Genomic DNA, 19,447 nt, shown 5'->3' on the forward strand with positions numbered 1-19,447 from the left:
GGTAGCGGGCGAAGACTGGGCGGAGGCAAGCTGGAGGTCGGGTTGGGGCGTGGAGGTGGGCGTGGTGACTGCGGCGGCGATGGTGGCTGAGTTCGATGACGTTGCTGCTTGGACGGCTGAGGCGGTGGAGCACCTGGGGGGCGAGCACGCGATTCCGGCGGCCTGCCGGGGTAGCTCGAGTCCAGCCGCGTTGGCCTGGCTTGCGGAAGCTTGTGAATTGTCCGCCGGGGATCGGCTGCTGGATGTTGGGGCCGGATCGGGCGGGCCGGCGGCATGGGTGGCGAAGCACTTCGGGGTGAAACCGGTGCTGCTCGAGCCGATGCCGGCCGCCGGACGAGCCGCGGCTCGGCTCTTCGGCCTGCCGGTCGTGGCCGCCGCTGGCCACCAGATCCCGCTGCGATCGGAGTCCGTGGATGCCGCTTGGTGCCTGGGAGTGTTGTGCACGGTCGAGGACAAGCTGTCGATCCTCCGCGAGATCCATCGCGTGCTCGTCCCGGACGCGCCGCTCGGACTGCTCGTGGTGGTGGCCGACCATCCGGTCCTGCGGCCGCCGGACGGCAACTACTTCCCCACGCAGGACGAGCTGGTTGCGTTGCTCAACGACGCCGGGTTCGACCTGATCGAGCAGATCGAGCGGCCCGCGGGCGTGCCGCTGTCCTGGACCCGTCGGGCCGACGCGGTGACCGCGCTGGTGCAAGCGCGGTACCGCCGGCACCCGGCGTACTCGCTCGCCCTTCGCCAAGGCAGTCGACTGACCCAGCTCTTCGATCGAAAGAACATCTCTGTTCAACTGATCCACGCCGTCAAGATGCAACGTCCGGCACAGCTCGTCACGTAATCAGGGCGACCCACCCTGCTCGTCGTGGAGGTGCCCTGTGCCGGTTGCTCGTACCTGGTTGGCTTTGGTCGTAACGACGGCCCTGCTCATACCTGGAGTCCCAGCAGCAGCTGACCCGCCACCCACCCCGGGCCGGGCAGAGCCAAGGACGGTGACGAAGACGGTCACGCTGATCACCGGCGACCGGGTCTCGCTGACCGGTTCAGTGCCGTCGATCCAGCCTGGTCCGGGCCGGACGAAGCTGTCCTTCAGCGCAACCAAGGTGAAGGGCCGGCTCACCGTCATCCCGTCCGACGTCCGCCCGCTCGTCGACACCGGCCGCCTCGACCGCCTGCTGTTCGACGTGACCGGCCTGATCGAGTCCGGGTACGACGACGCGCACACGGCAGCCGTTCCGGTCATCATCGGCTACTCGAAGAGGAAGACGCGACCGGCGCTGAAGGCACTCACCACCACGCGATCGTTCACCTCGCTCAACGCCACGGCCGGCAAGGTGAGCAAGCAGTCGGCAGCCGCCTTCCTCAGCACGGTCGCGACCAGTCCCGCAGTACAGCACGTCTGGCTCGACGCGAAGCGCCATCTCCTGCTCGACCGGTCGACCAAGCAGATCGGCGCACCCGCGGCCTGGGCGGCCGGGTACACCGGCAAGGGCGTCCGGGTCGCCGTCATCGACAGCGGGATCGACAAGCACCCCGACCTGGCGCCACGGATCGCCGGCGTGAAGACGTTCGAGGGCGACGTACCCGGCGACCAGCTCGGCCACGGCACCCACGTCGCCTCGATCATCGCCGGCAGCGGCGCCGCCTCCGACGGTCTGTACCGCGGAGTCGCACCGGACGCGACGCTGTACGACGCGAAATCCTGCAGCGACGTCGTCTGCGACGACTCCAGCGTCCTGGCCGGGATGGAGTGGGCCGCCCGCGACATGCACGCCCAGGTCGTGAACATCAGCCTCGGCTTCCCCGGCGAGCGCCCGGACGACCCACTCGAGCAAGCGATCAACACGCTCACCGCGGAGACCGGCGTCCTCTTCGTCGTTGCCGCTGGCAACATAGGACCAACCGGCACGATCCTGTCGCCCGGCCGCGCCGCGGCGGCGCTCACCGTCGGCGCCGTGGACCGCGACGACACCCTCGCACCCTTCTCCAGCCGCGGTCCCGCGGGCGCAGAGCTCAAGCCCGACGTCACCGCACCCGGCGTCGGCATCGTGGCCGCGCGCTCGTCCGAAGGCACGTGGGGCGAGCCGGTCAACCAGTACTACACCCGCCTCTCGGGTACGTCGATGGCCGCGCCGCACGTCGCCGGCGCCGCCGCACTGCTGCTCCAGCAACACCCGGACTGGAAGGCACCCGAGCTCAAGAGCGCCCTGATGAACTCCGCCAAGCCGGGCCCTGACCAAGGCATCTTCGACCAGGGCGCCGGTCGCATCGACGTCGCTCGCGCGGTCGCGCAGCCCGTCATCGCGGGTCCCGCGAGCATCTCCTTCGGCTCGGCAAGCTTCCCGCACACCGACGACCAGCCGGTCACCCGAACCCTGACCTACCGCAATACCGGAACGACCCCGGTGACGCTTGCCGTCAGCACCGAGTTCACCGCCCCGAACGGTACGCCGGCGCCTGTCAGCGCGCTGACCGTCAGCGCCGGCCACCTCACCATCCCCGCCGGCGGATCGGCACCGCTCCAAGTCACCTCGAACACCAACCACAACGGCGCCGACGGTCGTTACGTCGGCCAGGTCGTTGCCACCTGGCCCGACGGCGGCAAGGTCCACGTCCCGGTGACCGTGGTCAAGGAGATCGAGGCCTACGACCTCACCGTGAACGTCACCGGTCCGGACGGCGCCCCGGCCAGCAGCCCGAGCGTGAACATCTGGCCGCTCGACGGCTCCACCCCGACGTACGTGCTCGCCGACAACGGCACCGCACGGGTCCGGCTCACGCCGGGCGACTACGCGGTCGACGCCATCATCGAAGGCGACGCGACGTACGGGCTGGTGCAGCCGACGGTCCACGTGACCGCAGACCACACCCTCACCTTCGACGCCCGCCAGGCCCGTAAGGTCGCCATCTCCGTACCGCAGCGCGGCCTCCATCGGTCGCTGCAGATGGCCGACTACATTCGCACGTCGCCGGACGGCGCAATCCGCATCGACCAGTACCTGGGCGCTTTCGACGGCAAGGACCTCTACACCCTCGGGCTCGGGCCGGCGCTGCCTGCGAACCAGTTCTCGTCGGTCATCGCCTCCGACTGGTACGGTCCGTCGACCGCGTACCACACGGCCGACAAGGTCGACGGCCGCTACCCGACCGGCTTCCAGCGCACGGTCCGCGACCAGGACCTCGCGACGATCACGACAACCCTCAACCGGGTCGGCGGCGACGGCTTCCAGCTGACCACGGCTCCGACGATCAACGACCACCAGCCCTTCACTCTGCCCAGCACGCTCGGCGCACCGGCGACGATCGTCCAGCACGTCGATGCCGGAACCGCGAAGTGGAACCAGCTCGTCGAGGAAACGACCGCCGGCGACCCGGTGACCGTGCTGACGTCCGCAGAACCGACGACCTACCGTGCCGGCCAGACCTACCGGGAGCGCTGGAACGCGGCGGTCCGCAGCATCGGCGCGGTATCGGCAACCCGTGCGGACGCTGACCTGCAGGTTTCGCTGACCAGGCTCGCGGATGCGGACGGGCACCTCGGCGACGCGGCCACCACAGCCGAGTCGGCGAAGCTCTACCGCAACGACACGCTCGTGACACAGTCCGACAACTACAGCCGCGTGGACGCCGACGGCCTGCCCCCGGAGCAAGCGACGTACCGTTTCGAGGCGTCGGCAACTCGGGTGGGCGGGCAGCAGCTCGACTACCGTGCCACCTTCAACTCGCAGGCTGGCAACGCGACCATCCCGTTGTGGGCGATCGGCTACCGACCGGCCGTCGACAACGCCAACACGGCGCAATGGACCCCGACGACGAGACTCCCGGTGCTCGCCACCGGCAGTACCTCGGCCGTGCGGTCCCTGAACGTCGAGTACTCCGGCGACGGCGGTACGACGTGGCACGCGGCCCGCGTCGACTGCGTCGGCGTACGCGCGTGCCAGGCGACCTTCCCGACACCGAAGGGATCGGTTTCGCTCCGGAGCACGATCACCGACGCGGCCGGGACGACCGCCACCGAGACGATCATCAACGCCTATGCCGTGACAGGAGGCTGAGCAGGAGCGCGAGGGGCGCCCATCCGCCCCGCCCGCGGCGGATGAGCGCATGCGCCCGCAGCCGCGGCTCGGGATCGCGCAACCGGCGTAGGGAGATGCCCGCCGTCTTCGGATAGGCGGCGGGCAGTAACGCGACGCCGAGGCCGGCGATGATCATCTGCAGCACCAGTTCGAGGCTGTCGGCCCGTTGGGTGACGCGCGGTTCGAAGCCGGCCAGCGCGGCGATCGTGCGGATCACCTGCTCGTCCGCGGTGTGCCGGGAGTTCACGATCCAGTCGCTCGTTGCGAACTCCGCGAACACGTCGACCGCCGGACCGGACACCCGGCGCGACGGCACCGCGAGACTCCACCCGGCCTCCCACAGCGCGGTGGCTTCGAACGCCGGATCGATCGCCGCCGGCGCGAGGTTGTAGTCGTAGCTCAGCACGAGATCGACCTGGTCGCGCTCCAGCAACGCGATCGCCTGCGGCGGCTCCTGCTCCTGAATCTCCAGCCGTACGGCGGGATACTCGACCGCCAGCTGGTGAACGACCGGCAGCAACGCGACCCGGATCGCGGTGTGAAACGCGGCGACCCGGACCGTCCCCGCAGGCTCGGCCGACGGATCCAGATCGGCCCGTGCCGCCTCGTGCGCGGCCAGGATGTGTACGGCGTGCGCCGCCAGCCGCTGCCCGGCGGGAGTGAGCCGGACCCGTCGGCCGTCCGGTTCCAGCAGCGGGGTCCCGACCTCTCTGGCCAACGCGGCGATCTGCTGCGAGACCGTCGACGTAGTCACGCCGAGCGCCTCGGACACCGCGCGCATCGAGCCCAGCCGGGACAGGGCCAGCAGCAACTCGAGACGTCGGGTGTCCACGAAGCCATTGTTCAGCTGGGATGAACGATATGTCCACGATTCTCACGTGGACCCGAAGAGATCCGCGAGCTTCACTGGACCGTATGCGTACCCGTACCGGCGTGACCTTCGCCGTCCTCTCGATGACGCTGGTCCAGCTCGGCCTGGCCGTCTCGGTCGGTCTCTTCGACCGGGTCGGCCCGGAAGGCGCCGCCTGGTTGCGGCTCGCGGCTGCCGGGATTCTCGCGCTGGTCCTGTTCCGGCCGCGGCCGAGCTCGTTCGACCGTGGATCGTTCCTGGCCGCCGCCGGTCTCGGCGTCGCGACCGGCGGGGTCACGTTGCTGTTCATGGCCGCAGCCGCGCGATTGCCGCTCGGTACGGCGAGTGCGCTCGAGTTCCTCGGTCCGCTGTCGGTCGCCGTACTGCGCAGTCGGGGCCGGCTGATCTGGCCCGCGCTGGCGTTCGCCGGAGTACTGCTGCTGACCCAACCGTGGCACGGTGCGGTCGACGGGCTCGGCGTCCTGTTCGCGCTCGGTGCGGGCGTCTGCTGGGCGGCGTACATCGTCCTGACTCAGCACGTCGGCGAGAACGTCACCGGTCTGCAAGGCATGGGTGTGTCGATGCCGGTGGCCGCACTGGTCGCGACCGCGGTGGCTGGGCCGAGCACGATCCCGGTGGTGACCTGGCAACTGGTCGTGATCGGGTTCGGTCTGGCGTTGCTGGTTCCGGTGGTGCCGTTCACGCTGGAGTACCTGGCGCTGCGGCGGCTGGACGCCGGCGTGTTCGGGACCTTGATGAGCCTCGAGCCGGCGATCGCACTACTAATCGGCTGGCTGCTGCTTGGTCAACCGCCGGGCTTGCTCGCCTGCCTCGGCATCGCCTCCGTCGTCGCGGCCGGCATCGGCGCCGAGCGCGCTGCGAACCATCGCGAACAAGAAGCTCAGAGTCACGAGCCCGCCGGCGCCGTACCGCTGCCGGCCGACGCCTAGCCCGATCGGGGCCGGCGGCACCTTTCGACCGTGCTCGAATCTCCTACTGCCTGACCCTCTGGACCCTCGATTCTGTTCGTCTTCCGGCCTAGTCCGGTCCGGATGCATTGAGGAGGGGAACGATGAGAACACGAGCGCTCGTGTCTTGTGCACTCGCCGCGGGCGTCGTCGTCACTGCAGGCTGCAGTGCGGACGCGACCGGGAGCAAGGAGCACACGGTGGTCTACAAGGTGAGCGGTACGTCGAAGAAGGCGGACCTGACCTACACCACGGACGGCGCGACCACGACCGAGCAGACGAACGACACGGCCATCCCCTGGACCAAGACGTTGAAGATCAAGACGGCGCTGCCGGTCTACCAGGTCTCGGCGCAGTCGAGCATCGGCCAGAAGGGGACCCTGACCTGTGTGATCGAGGTGGACGGCAAGCAGGTGAAGACCGCCACCGCGAAGGGCGAGGCAGCCATCGCCAGCTGCACCAGCTGACCCCCGGTGGGGCCGCCGGGTGATCCCGCGCGGCCCTACCGCCGACTCAGCCGAATCAGCCGGCTGGCGTAGTCGCCCGTCAACACCAGCGAGAGGCCGCTCGCCATCAACACCGAACCCGACAGCACCTCGCCCTCGACGTCATACGTGGCCTCGGCGTCGAGGCCTCGCAGGCGGAGCGGCCGGGGCGCGCTGTCATACTGCTGGGCCTCCTGATACGCCAGTACGACGGACTCTCCGTCAAGCACGTACTGCACGGCGGACAGCCCACGTCCCGGCTCACCCAGCCGGTACTGCGCGCCGAGCTGCACGACGTGCCGAAACTCCTTGTACTCGGCAACCAACGCCCGGGCCAGTGCGAGCTCGTCGGCCGTCCACTCGGTCAGGTCACCACCGATACCGAGCACGCCGGCCATCGCCACGTGGAAGCGGTACGTCAGCGGCACGGTCCGCTTGTTGATGAACGTCGGTACGTCGGTCACCCAGCAGGACATCGTCCGCGCCGGGTACAGCTGGCTGAACCCGTGCTGGATCGAGCGCCGGTCCAGCGCATCGGTGTTGTCGGACGTCCAGAACTGGTCGGTGCGCGCCATTATCCCGAGGTCGACCCGCCCGCCACCGCCGGAGCAGGCCTCGAACGCGACACCGGGGTGCTTCGCCCGCAGCGCGTCCAGGATCGCGTAAACCGCCGTCACGTGGTCGAACCAGATCCGGCTCTGGCGCGACGGCTCGGCCGGCCAACCGGTGTCGGCGAACGGGCGGTTCATGTCCCACTTCACGAACTGGATGTCGTTGGCCGTGAGCAGTTCGTCGAGCGTCTCCAGGACCCACTGCGCGACGTCCGGACGGGCTAGGTTGAGGACGAGCTGATTGCGACGCAGCGGCGGCTCGCGGCCCTCGAAGTGGTAGACCCATTCCGGGTGCGCGCGGTACAGGTCGGAGTCCGGGTTCACCATCTCCGGCTCGACCCAGAGGCCGAAGCCCATGCCGAGCGCGTGCACCTTGGAGATCAGCGGCTGCAACCCGTTCGGGAAGCGGTCCCGGTTGACCCACCAGTCGCCGAGTCCGGTCGTGTCGTCGACCCGGCCGCCGAACCACCCGTCGTCCAGCACGAACAGCTCGCAGCCCAGCTCGGCCGCCTGCGTCGCGAGCTCGACCTGACTCGCCTCGTCGACGGCGAACCCGGTCGCCTCCCACGAGTTGAACAGCACCGGCCGTACCTCGGTTGCCCGCGGCAACACCTCGCGCAACGCGTAGGCGTGCCAGGCGCGGCTCGCTGTACCAAAACCACCGGACGTGAACAGACCTGAGGACACCGGGGTGATCAGCTCCTCGCCCGGCTCGAGCGGACGCGGGCCGAAGTCCTCGTGGCCCCAGCCGAACAACGCCTGGACCGGCTCGTCGAGCTCGTGCTGCGCAAGCATCCGCCACGACCCGCTCCAGTGCAGGGCCGCGCTGTAGACCTCGCCGTACTCCTCGGTCGCTGTTCCGTCGTCGATTGCGAACCACGGGTTCACGTGATGGCTCGTGATCCCCCGCCGGCTCTCCAGCACGAACCGTCCCTCGGCCAGCTCGTGCCGGCGCAGGCGCGTCTCGGCCGCCCAGCGCCCGGTCAGCGTGGAGATCCGGTACGCCGCCTGCTCCGGCAACACCCAGGCCGCGGAATCGAGCCGATGTACGTCGACCGACGCCGTCGACTCGTTGCGCACCGAGACCCAGCGGTCGATCACATCGCTGCCCTCGTGGATCCGGTAATGCATGATCACTCGAACACCGCCCGCATCGAAGTGCAACGCAAGCTCGCGCTCATCCTTCGAATGATCAACAAACGACCAATCGGCACTCCGGACCTCGCCGACGGCCAGCGCCAACGCCGCCCGCCCGAACTGCAGCCCTCCCTCGAGCGGATACTCCTCATGACCGTTCGTCGCCGACCGGAAGCTCTCCCACTCCCTTGCCAACCGGTCGGCGGTCGTCCGGGCGAGGTACTGCGCGTCGGCCGGCGTGATCCGCGCACCCCAGTGGGTGTGGATCGGGATGTCGTCGTCGCCGAGGTACGCGGAGTACGACGTACCCGGTGTGCTGATCAGCAGGACCCGGTTCTCGAACGAGATGCTCACTTGACCGCCCCCGCCGTCAGCCCGGCGACGAACTGTTTCTGCAGCGCGACGAAGAACAGCAGCACCGGCAGCGAGGCCAGGAACGAGAACGCGTAGAGCGTCCCGAAGTTGGTCGAGTACTCCCCCACCGAGCGGTAGACGCCGACGGTGACCGTTGTCCCGGCCTCGGGGCCGAGCACGATCAGCGGGGTGAGGAAGTCGTTCCACACCCAGACGCCGAGGAAGATCATCACGCTGGCCGCCGCCGGGCGCAGCGTCGGGAACACCACCTGCCAGAACAGCCGGAACCGGCTCGCACCGTCGATACTCGCAGCCTCCTCCATCTCGACCGGGACACCACCGATGAACCCGGAGAACACGAACACGCCGAACGGCAGATAGTAAGCGACGTTCGCGCAGACCACGCCGACCACGGAATTCATCAGCCCGACCGCGCTCAGCACCTGCGTGATCGGCTGCAGGATGACGGCCGGCGGGATCATCAGACCGGCCAGCAGCATCAGCAGCGCCGGCCTGGTCCAGCGGGCCGGCGAGCGCACCAGGTAGTGCGCCAACATTGCCGAGAGCAACGTCAGCGCGACGACCGAGAGCACGGTGATCTGGACGCTGTTCAGCAACGCCGACCAGTAGAGCCCGTCATCCCGGCCGAGCACCGCGCTCAGGTTCGCACCGGTCGGCGGGACGGGCAGGCCGAGTGGCGACGACTGGATGTCCTTGACCGGCTTCAGCATCCCGGTCACGACGACGTACACCGGGAAGAAGAACACAGCGGCCAGGGCGATCGCGGCGATCGGCCGGAGGGTCCTCACAGCTGCACCTCTCGTCGTTGGAGCAGCCGCAGCACGATCCCGCTGAGCGCGACGATGATCGCGAGCATGACGGTCGCCTCGGCCGCGGCGTACCCGATCCGGTCGCCGCGGACGCCCTTCTCGATCACGTCGAACGCGATCGACGCGGTGGTGTTCCGGCCCGGGCCGCCGTTGGTCAGCACCAGGATGTGCTCGTAGACCTTGAAGCCGCTGATCAGCAGCATCACCGTGTTGATCGTGACCGAGGAGGCGATCATCGGCCAGGTGATCGACCCGAACCGCCGCCACCACCCGGCGCCGTCGACGATCGCGGCCTCGTAGAGCTCCCGCGGTACGCCGTTCAGCCCGGCCAGGTAGACGACGACGCAGAAGCCGAGCATCTGCCAGCAGAGGATCCCGGAGATCGTGTAGAGCGCCTTGCCGGGATCCGCCAGCCAATCCACGTTCCCGAGCCGCAGCACGCTCTGCCAGATGACGCTGACCACGATGCCGCTCAGGATCACCGGCGTGAAGAACACCGATCTCAGCAACCGGTAGAGCAGCGTGTTCCGGTTCAGCAGCAACGCGATCGCGAGCCCGAGAACGTTCGGGACCACGACCACGATCACGGTGACCACAAACGTGTTTCGCAGGACCAGCCAGAACTGGTCGTCGGTGAAGAGTCGGTGGAACTGGCCGGTCCCGACCCAGTGCGTCGCGGCCGCGAACCGGTTCCGGTCGGTGAACCCGAGCACGAAGGTCCAGCCGATCGGAACCAGCACGAGCACTGCGTAGAGGAACAGACCAGGGAGGGCGAAGCCGGAGAACTCCCGGATCGCCTGGACGGGCGGTCTACTTGAGCGACGCATATTCCTTGTTCAGTTTCGTGACCGCTGCCTTCGCATCGGACTTGCCGTTCAGGAGCTCGACCGCGATCTGCTGCACCGGGACCGTCATGTCCGCGGGCAGACCGTTGTCGCCCTGCTCGATCGACAGCGCCGGCGTGACCGTTCCGTCCTTCACCGCCTGGTTGTAGATCGCCAGCGTCTCCTTGAACAGCGGTCCCATGTCGGCCGGCGGCTGGTAGCCCTTGATCGTGTTGAACGTCCCGTCCGCCTTGGTGAACGCGTCGGACGTCTCCTTGTCCTTCGTCCACTCCAGCGCGAACTTCTTCGCCAGGTCCACGTTCTCGGCCTTCGCGCTGACGCTCAGCCCACCACCGGTCAGGTTCGGTACGACGGCCTTCCCGTCGTCGGACGGCCAGGCGAACACGCCGACGCCGAACTTGGGCTTGTCGTTGTCCGCCGACGTCGCGAACCACGACCCCATCGGGTACATGGCGGCCGATCCGGCCCGGAACGCCTTCTCGTGGTCGGCGTACGACCGGCTGGTGCCCTGTTTGTCCAGGTAGCCGAGCTTGGCGAGCTGCGCGACCTTGTCGGTCGCCTTCACGAACGCCGGGTCGTCGAACGTCTTCGACCCGTCGGTGATCTCCTTGGAGAACGTCGGATCGGACAGGTAGACGTCCGTGCCGACGGTGCCGACCCAGGTGTACATGCTGGCGAAGGTGTCCTGGCCGCCACCGCCGACCGCGATCGGCGTGATCCCGGCCGCCTTCAGCTTGGCGCAGGCGGCGAGGAACTCGGTCCACGTCTTCGGCGGCGCGCTGATCTTCGCCTTCGCGAAGTCGTCCTTGTTGTAGTAGAGCAGCGACTGCGGCTGCGCGTTCGTCGGCAGCTGGTAGATCTTGCCCTTGATCGCGCCCGAGGTCGGGTCGGCGAAGTCCTTCAGGTCGTCCTGGGTGAACTCGGCGAGCTGACCGCCCTCGGCGAAGCCCTGCGGGTTCACCGCGATCATTACGTCCGGCAGCTGACCGGAGCTGGCCAGCTGCTTGGCGTACGTCGTCCGGTCCACGTTCGGCGTGACCAGCTTCTTGATCTTGACGCCGGGGACCTTCTGCTCGACCCGGGCGATGGCGGCGTCCCAGAGTGTGGCCGGCAGGTTCGGGGTCTCGAAGGTGAGCATGGTCAGCTCGACCGTTCCGCCCGGACTTTGGCCGGTACTCGCCGCCTTGCCGCCTTGCGTACAGCCGGCGAGCGCTAACGTCAGAAGGGCCGCCAGGGTGACCGTCAACCGCGATCTCATCAGGGTTCCTCTCGACGGCGGTACGATGCGATGGAATATGCAGGCTAGTTAGCAATATCGGCGCGAGCATAAGGACGATTCGTCGGATGAGTCAAGATCGAGCGGCCGGTGGGCGGATGGGCGATTCGTCGCTGCTGCGCCGGCTCAACCTGGCGGCGGCTCTCGGCGCCTTCCTGGAAGCCGAGTCGCTGACGCTGCGTGAGCTCCGCGCAGTGGTCGGGGTGTCCCGCCCGACCGCCGAGGACCTGCTCGCCGAGTTGCTCACCGAAGGCCGGGTCGAGGAGACCGCGGCCCCGCGCAAGCCGTCGTCCTCGCGCGCCGCCGGGCGGCCGGCCCGGCACTTCCGCTTCCGGGCCGAGTCCGGGTACGTCGCGGGACTCGACATCGGGGCGCACAAGGCAATGGCCGTGATCACCGACCTCCGCGGCAACCCGCTGGCCACCCAGCGGGTCGAGCTCGACCCGGAACTCGAGGCGTCCGAGCGGGTGGCGGCCGCGATCGAGGTCGCGCGGAGCAGTTGGGCGCAGGCGAAGGTCGATCCGGCCGATATCAGCGGGATCGCGTGCGGGGTGACCGGAGCGCTGCGGGCTGCCGAGGGTGTGCACGACGTTCGCGAAGGGCCGGTCGGCTCGGCGTTGGCGCCGTACTCGCTGCCTGGGTTCACCGAGATCGACGTGGCCGGGGAACTCTCGGCGGGGTTGGAGAAACCGGTCGCGGTGGCGAACGACGTGAAGCTGGCCGCGCTGGCCGAGCACTGGAAGGGCGCGGCGCGGGAGCACCGCGACATCGTGTACATGTTCGCCGGCCACCGCGCGGGCGCCGGAGTCCTGATCGACGGCCAGGTCCACCAGGGCCGCCACGGCGCCGCCGGCGAGATCGGCGTCTTCCCGGCCCTCGGCTGGGCCGCGGCCATGGAGCGGCTGCACACCCGCGGCGCCGCCCTCGCCGCAGCCGAAGGGGTGGGTGCGGGCAAGGAGGGTGAGCTGGTGATTGCCTCGGCGGCTCGGCAGGATCCGGAGAGTCTCGAGGTCCTGATCGAGTTTGCGGAGGTGCTGGCCCGGGGGGCTGCGGTGCTGGCGTTGGCGGTGGACCCGGAGGTGGTTGTGCTCGGGGGCGGTATGTCGCGTGGCGGGGCGATCATCGCGGAGCCGTTCAAGCGGGAGTTGGCCAACTTGAGCCTGGTACCGGTCGAGGTGATCACCTCGACGATGGGCGCCGACTCGGTCGCGCTCGGCGCGGCCCGGATGGCGCTGGACACCGTACTCGCGGAGCTGTTGGCGGTCCCGGGGTCTTGACCAACCGGCGCGGGCGATGAAAGATCGGATCTCTGAATAGGCAAGCTAGTTGCCCTAATTCTGCCGCCCAGCGGAAGTGAGAGACCACCCGATGCCCTGGCCCATCCGGCGGCGGCTCGCCGTCGTCGCCCTCGTCCTGACCGTTCTCGCCGCCCTGATCGCGACCACCTCCGCCCGGGCCGAAGTGGAGAACCCCCGCCAACAGTGGTTGCGCGACTCCACCGCCGGCCTGTTCCTGCACTGGGGCATGTTCACCGCACCCCGGCATACCGACTGCGCCACCTGGGAGCACGACGTCACCGCGGGTGGCTGGGATCCGAACTACTGGGTCGACGAGGCCCTCAAGCTGCACGCGTCGTACCTCGTCCTCGCGACCTTCCACAGTCGCCTCGGGTACGCGCGGCCGTGGCCGTCGAAGATCCCCGGTAGTTGCGCGACGCAACGCGACTTCCTCGGCGAGCTGATCGCCGCAGGCAAGGCCAAGGGCGTACATGTGCTGCTCTACATGACCGACGACCCGCAGTGGCACAACGAGGTACCCGGCCTGGAGACGCTCGACTCGGCGGCGTACTCGGCGTACAAGGGTCAGCAGGTCGACCTGACCACGCGGAACGGGTTCGGCATGTACAGCTACGACCTGTTCCACGAGGTGATGGACAACTACCCGGACCTCTCCGGCTTCTGGATCGACAACGACAACGAGTACTGGGAGCAGCACGGGCTCTACGAGCAGATCCGGCAGCAACGGCCTTCGTGGTTGCTCAGCAACAACAACGAGGACACGCCGATCATGGACACAGTCAGCAACGAGCAGAAGACCGGCATGACCCCGGCGTACGACTATCCGGCCGCGACGTTCACGCCGATGCCGCGGCTGACCGAGGCGGACTACAAGCTGCCGACCTCCGGCCAGTGGTGGTACGACGGCAGCGACAGCAAGGTCGACTACGGGCTCAGCGTCGGACGGTACATCGCGAACGCCGGCTCGTCGATCAAGTCGCTGATGGCGGAGACCGCGATGGTGAACGGCACGTTCCCACCGCAGCAGACCGCCTTCAACAACTTCATGGCCGGGTGGCTGCCTCCGATCGCAGAGTCGCTGGCGAAGACGCAGGGCGGCGGCTACCTGTACGGCGGCATGCAGCCCGGCTTCTGGAACGACGGCGCGCATGGAGTGATCACCCTCTCCGGCAGCACGCAGTACGTCCACGTGCTGACCAAACCGGCCTCGCAAGATCTCGTCCGGCTCCGCGACAACGGCTATGTGGTCAAGTCGGTCACCGACGTCCGCACCGGCCAGCAGTTCGCCTTCAACCAGTCCGGCGGCTACCTCACGATTCTCGGCATCACCACCTGGGACACCTACGACACCGTCTTCAAGGTCACCACGGCTGGACAGTCCGGGATCTACCCGAACCGTCTCCTGAAGGCGTCAGCTTCGTCTGCTGCCCCGGGACATCCCGCTTCAGCATTGGTCGACGGCAGCTACCCCAGCTACTGGGACGCCGACGGCAAGTTCCCCGCCACGATGACGCTGGACCTCGGCCGGCCGCGCGCCGCGACGTACCTCGCGGTCAACCAGACCGAGTGGTCGCCCACCCACGCCCGTGAGTCGTTCGGCCGCCCGGAGGACTCGGCCCGGATCAAGGACTACAAGGTCTCGGTCAGCGTCGACGGCCGGCACTGGAAGCAGGTCCGCGCCGACGCGATGCCGAGCCGGCGCGGGGTCCAGTTCATTGACCTCGGCAACCAGTACGCGCGGTACCTCCGGCTCGACGTCCTCAACACCTGGGCCGGCGCGCAGTCCCCGACGTACTTCGGGAAACTCAAGATCGACGAGCTTCACGTCGGGTATGCCTATCCGCAGGCCCTTCACAATCGTCTCCCGCTGGAAGCCGAATCGGTTCCCGGGGCCCATGTCCGCAAATGCCTTGCGTGCTCAGGATCCGCTGCGGTGGTCGGTGGGGTGACCTATCGGAACGTGCAGGCACCGGCCGACGGATCTTACAAGTTGGAGCTGACCGCACTGCCGACCCGGGACCGGGTTGTAAAGGTGCGCATCAACGGCGGCGAGCCGGTGGGAGTCACGCTTGACCCGGGCAACCCGGACGTGCCGACGAGTATCGCTCTTCCGGTGCAGTTGCGGGCCGGCGCCAACGTCGTTCAGATCACGGGTGATTCGCCCGTCGACCGCATCAAGGTCGGCCCGCTGCCGCCCGCGTCGTACGTCCCGAAGACGACCATGACGGTAAAGCCTTCCGGCATCGTCTGGGTCGGTCCGGGTCAGCAATCGGTGACAGTCACCGCGACCCTCCGCCTCGACGAAGACGCGGTAGACAACGTGCGGATGGCCCCGACAGCCCCCGCGGGCTGGACGGTCACCGGTGAGCCGATCACGGCCAAGCGGCTCCGGCTGGGGCAGACCATCACCGGCACCTGGACCCTCACCGGATCATCAGCAGCGCAGGTCCCGGTCGACGTCACCTTCGACACCGTTGGTCTCCCCCACAAGATCACCAAGACGGTCCCGATCCAGGTCCGTCCCGCCGACCGCGTCTTCATGCGCGAGGCCGAGAGCTCGCTCAACCAGATCGGTTCCGCCGGTATCACCAGCTGCGGACCGTGCTCCGGCGGCCAGAAGGTCCGCAACCTGGGCGGCTCGCCCGACGCCCATGTCGTCGTCCCCGACGTCACCACCCCGACGGCGGGTCCACACACCCTCTATCTCGACTACACCGTCAACGGCACCAAGTCGTACTTCGTCTCCGTCAACAACGGCCCCGCCACCGAGGTCTCGGTCACGGACATCGGCAACAACACCGTCCGCACCACCCAGGTCCCGATCACCCTCGAGGCCGGCGCCAACACCATCCGCATCTTCAACGACGACGACGCGGCCCCGGACCTGGACCGCATCTCGATCAGCTAGGGCCGGGCTGGTCAGGAGGCTCGGGCTTGCGCCACTTCCTGACCGCGCACCGTCTCCGGGTACCGGGCGATCATCGCGCGGAGCCCTTCGGCGTCGACATTCGCACCGAAGGGCTCCGTGCCCGGCTCCAACTGCTTGCCATCGGCAAGCGAACCGAGCAGCACCGGATCGAAGCCGAACGCATCGACGATCTCCGCCACCCGCGCCGCGTCGGCGGGCGCGCCGGCGACCGCGATCGCCCGGCGGCCGGGGGCACCGGCAGGCCGGGCACCCTCGTCGAGGTCGTGGTACCCCATGTGGTTGAAGGCCTTCACCACGCGCGATTCCGGCAGGAAGGCCTGCACGATCTCGCTGGAGGACGTCCGCGGATCGGTGAGGTCGTCGCGGATCCCGTCGACCTCCCACCAGTAGTTCATCGCGTCGATCACCAGCTTGCCACGCAACGCCTCGACCGGGATGCTCTGGTGCTTGCCCAACGGCAGCGCCAGCACCACCACGTCGGCCTCGGCGACGGCTTCGGCCGCCGTCGTCGCGATCGCGCCCGGGGTGACCACCTCGACGATCAGGGCGATCTTCAACACGTCACCCGAGCCGGCGATCAGCACCCGGTAGCCGGCCGCGACCGCGAGCCGAGCCAGGACGGTGCCGACCTTCCCGGCGCCGAGAATCGCGATCGTCACTTGGACTCCTCGGCGAGGATCTCCCGGACCATCGGAATCACCTTCGTGCCGTACAGCTCGACAGCCCGCGTCCGCGCACTCACCGGCAACGCACCGCCGGAGTAGATCAGGTCGAAGCGGCCGACACCGAGCCTCTGGACCGCGGCGGCGATCCGGCGCGCCACGGTCTCCGGCGAACCGACGTACATCGAGCCGTGCAGGATCTCGGACTCGAACTCCTCCCGCTTCAGCGGCGGCCAGCCGCGCAGCGCGCCGATCCGGTCCCGCATCACCTTGTACGGCTCGTAGTAGATCTCCTTGGCCAGCTCGTCCGTGTCCGCGACGAAGCCCGGCGAGTGCATCCCGACCGGGTGCGCGACGGTCCCGAACTGCTCGGCCGCCCGCTTGTACAGATCGAGGTACGGCGCGAACCGGTCCGGCGCCCCGCCAATGATGGCGAGCATCAACGGCAACCCGTAGTACGCCGTCCGCACCACGGACTGCGGCGACCCGCCGACTCCGACCCAGGTCGTCAGCCGGCCGGACTCGGTCTTCGGGTACACGTCGGCGTTGTCGAGCGCGGCCCGGACCGTTCCCTCCCAGGTCACCGGCTTCTCGTCGAGCAGCCGCACGAACAGCTGCAGCTTCTCCTCGAAGAGCTTGTCGTAGTCCGCGAGGTCGTACCCGAACAGCGGGAAGGACTCGGTGAAGGACCCGCGGCCGAGGATCACCTCGGCGCGCCCGTTCGACAGCGCGTCGACGGTCGAGAACCGCTGGAACACCCGCACCGGGTCGTCCGAGCTCAGCACCGTGACGCCGGACCCGAGCTTGATCTTCGAGGTCTTCGTCGCGATCCCGGCCAGCACGGTCTCCGGGGTGGAGATCGAGTACTCCGGCCGGTGGTGCTCGCCGAGCGCGATCGCGTCCACGCCGAGCTCGTCGGCCAGCACCGCCTCGTCGACCACCTGCCGGATCGCGGCCGCGTCGGTCAGCTGCACGCCGTCGTCGCCCACCGGGATGTCCCCGAAGGTGTCGAGCCCGAAGGCCACCTCGGTCATCTGTCCCACTCCCATCTGTGTGTCACCAGAAAAGTCTAGGTTGACACGTCAACACGCCGGGAGGTGGGGTTCATTCCCGCAGCCGGATCAGCCGAGCACGGCCATCCGCCGCCGCGCGGCAGTCAGGCTCTCGGCAGCCCGCTGAAGGTGTTCGTACGCCGCCACGAGGTCCGCATCCGCACCCTCGACGAACTGCCGCGGCGTCAGGTCGGCCGGGTTGTCCGGCTCCCCCGCCGGCCCCCACTTCACCAGGTCGCCGTACCTGGTCAGGTCGAACGATCGCATCATCTGAGCGGCGGCGGACATCAGACCGCGCAGCTCGTGGATGCCGGAAGCAAGGAGTGACTGGTTGAACCCGAGACTTTGTTACCGGCCTGACGCCAACAAGTCCGCGGTCGACCGGCTATAGTTTGACGCAACCGTGTGGTTGCCATCTTTCGGAGGGGTGTTGTGGCGTTTCCCGATCGGGCGCACGTCGAGGCGATCGCGGAGCAGGTGTTCGTCGCCCTGGCCGACCCGAGCCGGCGCAGCATCCTGTCCAGCCTCGCCGCGACCGGTCCGGCCACCGCGACCGATCTCGCCGACCGGCTCCCGATCACCCGGCAGGCGATCGCCAAGCACCTGAACCTGCTCTCCGACGCCGGCCTGGTGACCGCCGAGCACGGCGAACGCCGCCGCGTCCGCTACCGCCTCCGCTCGGCCCCGATGCAGGTCGCCCAGCAGTTCCTCGCCGCGCTGGCCCGCGACTGGGACTCACCGCTCGACGCGCTCCGCACCCACCTCGACAGCTAGACAGCTCGACAGCTCGACAGCTCGACAGCTAAACCCAGTGCCGGAGCTTGTCCGGGTTCAGGACCATCCACACCGCGGACACCTTCCCAGCAGTGACCTTCAGGCTCGCTACGGCCACCACCGCCTCGGCCGACCGGAGGACGACCCCGGCCGCGCCGTTCACCGCCTCGACGGTCAGCGCCATCCCGGACTCGAGGCTCAACCGCTCGGCGACGCACCGAGCGACCGCGTCGGCGCCGCGCACCGGACCGAGCTCGGCCGGCACCTTGCCGCCACCGTCGAACAGCGCGAGGGCGTCGTCGGTCAGCAGGCTCCGCAGCGCGCCGGCACTGCCCGCCCGGCACGCGATCGCGAACCGGTGCACGACCGACGACTCGGCCCGTCGCATCCGGGAGCCCACGGGCCCTCCCTCGGCTCAGGCGACAGCAGTCAGCTTCGCGGGGTTCATGATCCAGAGCACCTCGTCGATGCCTTCGTCGGACACGGTCACGGTCAGCACCGTGAACGTCTCGCCGTCCTTCTTCAGCAGCGCCACCGCGCGGCCGTTCGCCGTACCGAACTCGATGTCGACGCCGACCCAGAAGCGGGTGTGGAACGCGCGCAGGTACTTCGCCACCCGCTCCCAACCGACCACCGGGAACTTCGACGCCCGGGCCGCGCCGCCGCCGTCGGCGTAGCTGATCGCGTCCTTCGCCAGCAGCTGCTCGAGCGCGTCCAGATCACCCGACCGGGCCGCGTCGACGAATGCCTTGAGCAACGTTTGCTGCTGACTCCCGCTGATCTCGGTCCGCCGCTCCGCCTTGATCCGTTTGCGCGCCCGGCTGACGAGCTGCCGCACCGCCGGCTCGGTGGACTGCAGCATCGCGGCGAGTTCGTCGTACGGGTAGTCGAACGCCTCCCGCAGGATGTACGCCGCCCGCTCGGTCGGTGACAACCGCTCGAGCACGAGCAGTACGGCGAAGCTCAGCGCCTCGCCGCGCTCGGCACCGAGGAGCGGGTCGGCGCTGGTGTCGACCGGCTCCGGCAGCCACGGACCCACGTACGTCTCCCGCCGGGCGCGCGCCGACTGGCTCACGTTGATCGCGAGCCGGGTCACCGCGGTCGACAGGTACGCCTTCGGGTTCTCCACCTTGCTGCGGTCCGTCCCCTGCCAGCGCAGCCACACCTCCTGGACCAGGTCCTCGGCCTCGGCGTGGCTGCCCAGCATCCGGTACGCGATCCCCATCAGGCGCGGCCGCACCTCGGTGAAGATCCGCAACGCGTCCGCCAACTCGCGGTCGAGCTCAGTCTCGGACATCGGCAC

The 19,447-nt window shown here is 68.7% G+C and carries 17 protein-coding genes; 7 read left to right on the top strand and 10 right to left on the bottom strand.

Translation table 11 applies throughout. The features are described from left to right. The first annotated feature begins 79 nt into the window (after nucleotides 1–79). On the top strand, nucleotides 80–838 hold the full coding sequence (locus AB0E69_RS08765) for a class I SAM-dependent methyltransferase (protein WP_360143008.1): 759 nt from the start codon (nucleotides 80–82) through the stop codon (nucleotides 836–838). 151 nt (nucleotides 839–989) lie between these two features. Beyond that, on the top strand, nucleotides 990–4,052 hold the full coding sequence (locus AB0E69_RS08770; protein ID WP_360141809.1) for a S8 family serine peptidase: 3,063 nt from the start codon (nucleotides 990–992) through the stop codon (nucleotides 4,050–4,052). On the opposite strand, the gene AB0E69_RS08775 is transcribed toward AB0E69_RS08770, so the two are convergent. Next, nucleotides 4,024–4,905, bottom strand: coding sequence for a LysR family transcriptional regulator (locus AB0E69_RS08775; protein ID WP_360141811.1), 882 nt, complete (start codon nucleotides 4,903–4,905; stop codon nucleotides 4,024–4,026). The genes AB0E69_RS08770 and AB0E69_RS08775 overlap by 29 nt on opposite strands. Nucleotides 4,906–4,988: 83 nt before the next feature. On the opposite strand from AB0E69_RS08775, the gene AB0E69_RS08780 reads away from it, so the two are divergent. Continuing rightward, complete coding sequence (locus AB0E69_RS08780) at nucleotides 4,989–5,873, top strand: EamA family transporter (RefSeq protein ID WP_360141813.1); 885 nt, start codon at nucleotides 4,989–4,991, stop codon at nucleotides 5,871–5,873. 122 nt (nucleotides 5,874–5,995) lie between these two features. Further along, on the top strand, nucleotides 5,996–6,358 hold the full coding sequence (locus AB0E69_RS08785) for an MmpS family transport accessory protein (RefSeq protein WP_360141815.1): 363 nt from the start codon (nucleotides 5,996–5,998) through the stop codon (nucleotides 6,356–6,358). Nucleotides 6,359–6,393: 35 nt separating this feature from the next. Here the strand turns inward: AB0E69_RS08785 and AB0E69_RS08790 are convergent, their stop codons facing one another. The 4 genes from AB0E69_RS08790 to AB0E69_RS08805 are packed head-to-tail and all read right to left on the bottom strand — an operon-like array spanning nucleotide 6,394 to nucleotide 11,411. Next, nucleotides 6,394–8,478, bottom strand: a complete 2,085-nt coding sequence (locus AB0E69_RS08790; protein WP_360141817.1) for an alpha-galactosidase — start codon at nucleotides 8,476–8,478, stop codon at nucleotides 6,394–6,396. Next, nucleotides 8,475–9,287, bottom strand: coding sequence for a carbohydrate ABC transporter permease (locus AB0E69_RS08795; protein ID WP_360141819.1), 813 nt, complete (start codon nucleotides 9,285–9,287; stop codon nucleotides 8,475–8,477). The genes AB0E69_RS08790 and AB0E69_RS08795 overlap by 4 nt, the downstream gene beginning before the upstream one ends. Beyond that, nucleotides 9,284–10,135, bottom strand: coding sequence for a sugar ABC transporter permease (locus AB0E69_RS08800; protein ID WP_360141821.1), 852 nt, complete (start codon nucleotides 10,133–10,135; stop codon nucleotides 9,284–9,286). Before AB0E69_RS08800 ends, AB0E69_RS08795 begins: the two co-directional genes overlap by 4 nt. Continuing rightward, nucleotides 10,119–11,411: an extracellular solute-binding protein gene (locus AB0E69_RS08805; RefSeq protein WP_360141823.1), complete on the bottom strand. Its 1,293-nt coding sequence runs from the start codon at nucleotides 11,409–11,411 to the stop codon at nucleotides 10,119–10,121. Before AB0E69_RS08805 ends, AB0E69_RS08800 begins: the two co-directional genes overlap by 17 nt. Before the next feature lie 86 nt (nucleotides 11,412–11,497). Here AB0E69_RS08805 and AB0E69_RS08810 point away from each other — a divergent pair, with 86 nt between their 5' ends. Further along, complete coding sequence (locus AB0E69_RS08810) at nucleotides 11,498–12,706, top strand: ROK family protein (protein ID WP_360141825.1); 1,209 nt, start codon at nucleotides 11,498–11,500, stop codon at nucleotides 12,704–12,706. Between the two features lie 91 nt (nucleotides 12,707–12,797). After that, the gene (locus tag AB0E69_RS08815) at nucleotides 12,798–15,635 is read left to right on the top strand and encodes a discoidin domain-containing protein (RefSeq protein WP_360141827.1); all 2,838 of its coding nucleotides are present in this window, start codon (nucleotides 12,798–12,800) and stop codon (nucleotides 15,633–15,635) included. 11 nt (nucleotides 15,636–15,646) lie between these two features. Here the strand turns inward: AB0E69_RS08815 and AB0E69_RS08820 are convergent, their stop codons facing one another. The 3 genes from AB0E69_RS08820 to AB0E69_RS08830 all read right to left on the bottom strand — a co-directional run bounded on the left by AB0E69_RS08820 (nucleotide 15,647) and on the right by AB0E69_RS08830 (nucleotide 17,658). After that, entirely contained in the window at nucleotides 15,647–16,315 is a 669-nt protein-coding gene (locus AB0E69_RS08820; protein WP_360141829.1) for an NAD(P)-binding domain-containing protein, read from the bottom strand. Continuing rightward, on the bottom strand, nucleotides 16,312–17,352 hold the full coding sequence (locus AB0E69_RS08825) for an LLM class flavin-dependent oxidoreductase (RefSeq protein WP_360141831.1): 1,041 nt from the start codon (nucleotides 17,350–17,352) through the stop codon (nucleotides 16,312–16,314). Before AB0E69_RS08825 ends, AB0E69_RS08820 begins: the two co-directional genes overlap by 4 nt. 87 nt (nucleotides 17,353–17,439) lie before the next feature. After that, complete coding sequence (locus AB0E69_RS08830) at nucleotides 17,440–17,658, bottom strand: hypothetical protein (RefSeq protein ID WP_360141833.1); 219 nt, start codon at nucleotides 17,656–17,658, stop codon at nucleotides 17,440–17,442. Between the two features lie 144 nt (nucleotides 17,659–17,802). Between AB0E69_RS08830 and AB0E69_RS08835 the strand changes: the two genes are divergently transcribed. Continuing rightward, entirely contained in the window at nucleotides 17,803–18,144 is a 342-nt protein-coding gene (locus AB0E69_RS08835; RefSeq protein WP_360141835.1) for a metalloregulator ArsR/SmtB family transcription factor, read from the top strand. Nucleotides 18,145–18,172: 28 nt separating this feature from the next. Here the strand turns inward: AB0E69_RS08835 and AB0E69_RS08840 are convergent, their stop codons facing one another. After that, nucleotides 18,173–18,544 (bottom strand): hypothetical protein, encoded by a 372-nt coding sequence (locus AB0E69_RS08840; RefSeq protein WP_360141837.1) that lies wholly within the window; start codon nucleotides 18,542–18,544, stop codon nucleotides 18,173–18,175. A 15-nt stretch (nucleotides 18,545–18,559) separates the two neighbouring features. Further along, entirely contained in the window at nucleotides 18,560–19,441 is an 882-nt protein-coding gene (locus AB0E69_RS08845; RefSeq protein ID WP_360141839.1) for an RNA polymerase sigma-70 factor, read from the bottom strand. Nucleotides 19,442–19,447: the final 6 nt, after the last annotated feature.

It is taken from the genome of Kribbella sp. NPDC026611, assembly GCF_040638345.1.
GTDB lineage: Bacteria > Actinomycetota > Actinomycetes > Propionibacteriales > Kribbellaceae > Kribbella.

Coding starts and splice junctions, on each gene's coding strand:
- AB0E69_RS08825 (WP_360141831.1), bottom strand. CDS start 17,352: ATGACCGAGGTGGCCTTCGGGCTCGACACCTTCGGGGACATCCCGGTG.
- AB0E69_RS08780 (WP_360141813.1), top strand. CDS start 4,989: ATGCGTACCCGTACCGGCGTGACCTTCGCCGTCCTCTCGATGACGCTG.
- AB0E69_RS08810 (WP_360141825.1), top strand. CDS start 11,498: ATGAGTCAAGATCGAGCGGCCGGTGGGCGGATGGGCGATTCGTCGCTG.
- AB0E69_RS08815 (WP_360141827.1), top strand. CDS start 12,798: ATGCCCTGGCCCATCCGGCGGCGGCTCGCCGTCGTCGCCCTCGTCCTG.
- AB0E69_RS08805 (WP_360141823.1), bottom strand. CDS start 11,411: ATGAGATCGCGGTTGACGGTCACCCTGGCGGCCCTTCTGACGTTAGCG.
- AB0E69_RS08845 (WP_360141839.1), bottom strand. CDS start 19,441: ATGTCCGAGACTGAGCTCGACCGCGAGTTGGCGGACGCGTTGCGGATC.
- AB0E69_RS08800 (WP_360141821.1), bottom strand. CDS start 10,135: ATGCGTCGCTCAAGTAGACCGCCCGTCCAGGCGATCCGGGAGTTCTCC.
- AB0E69_RS08830 (WP_360141833.1), bottom strand. CDS start 17,658: ATGTCCGCCGCCGCTCAGATGATGCGATCGTTCGACCTGACCAGGTAC.
- AB0E69_RS08785 (WP_360141815.1), top strand. CDS start 5,996: ATGAGAACACGAGCGCTCGTGTCTTGTGCACTCGCCGCGGGCGTCGTC.
- AB0E69_RS08765 (WP_360143008.1), top strand. CDS start 80: ATGGTGGCTGAGTTCGATGACGTTGCTGCTTGGACGGCTGAGGCGGTG.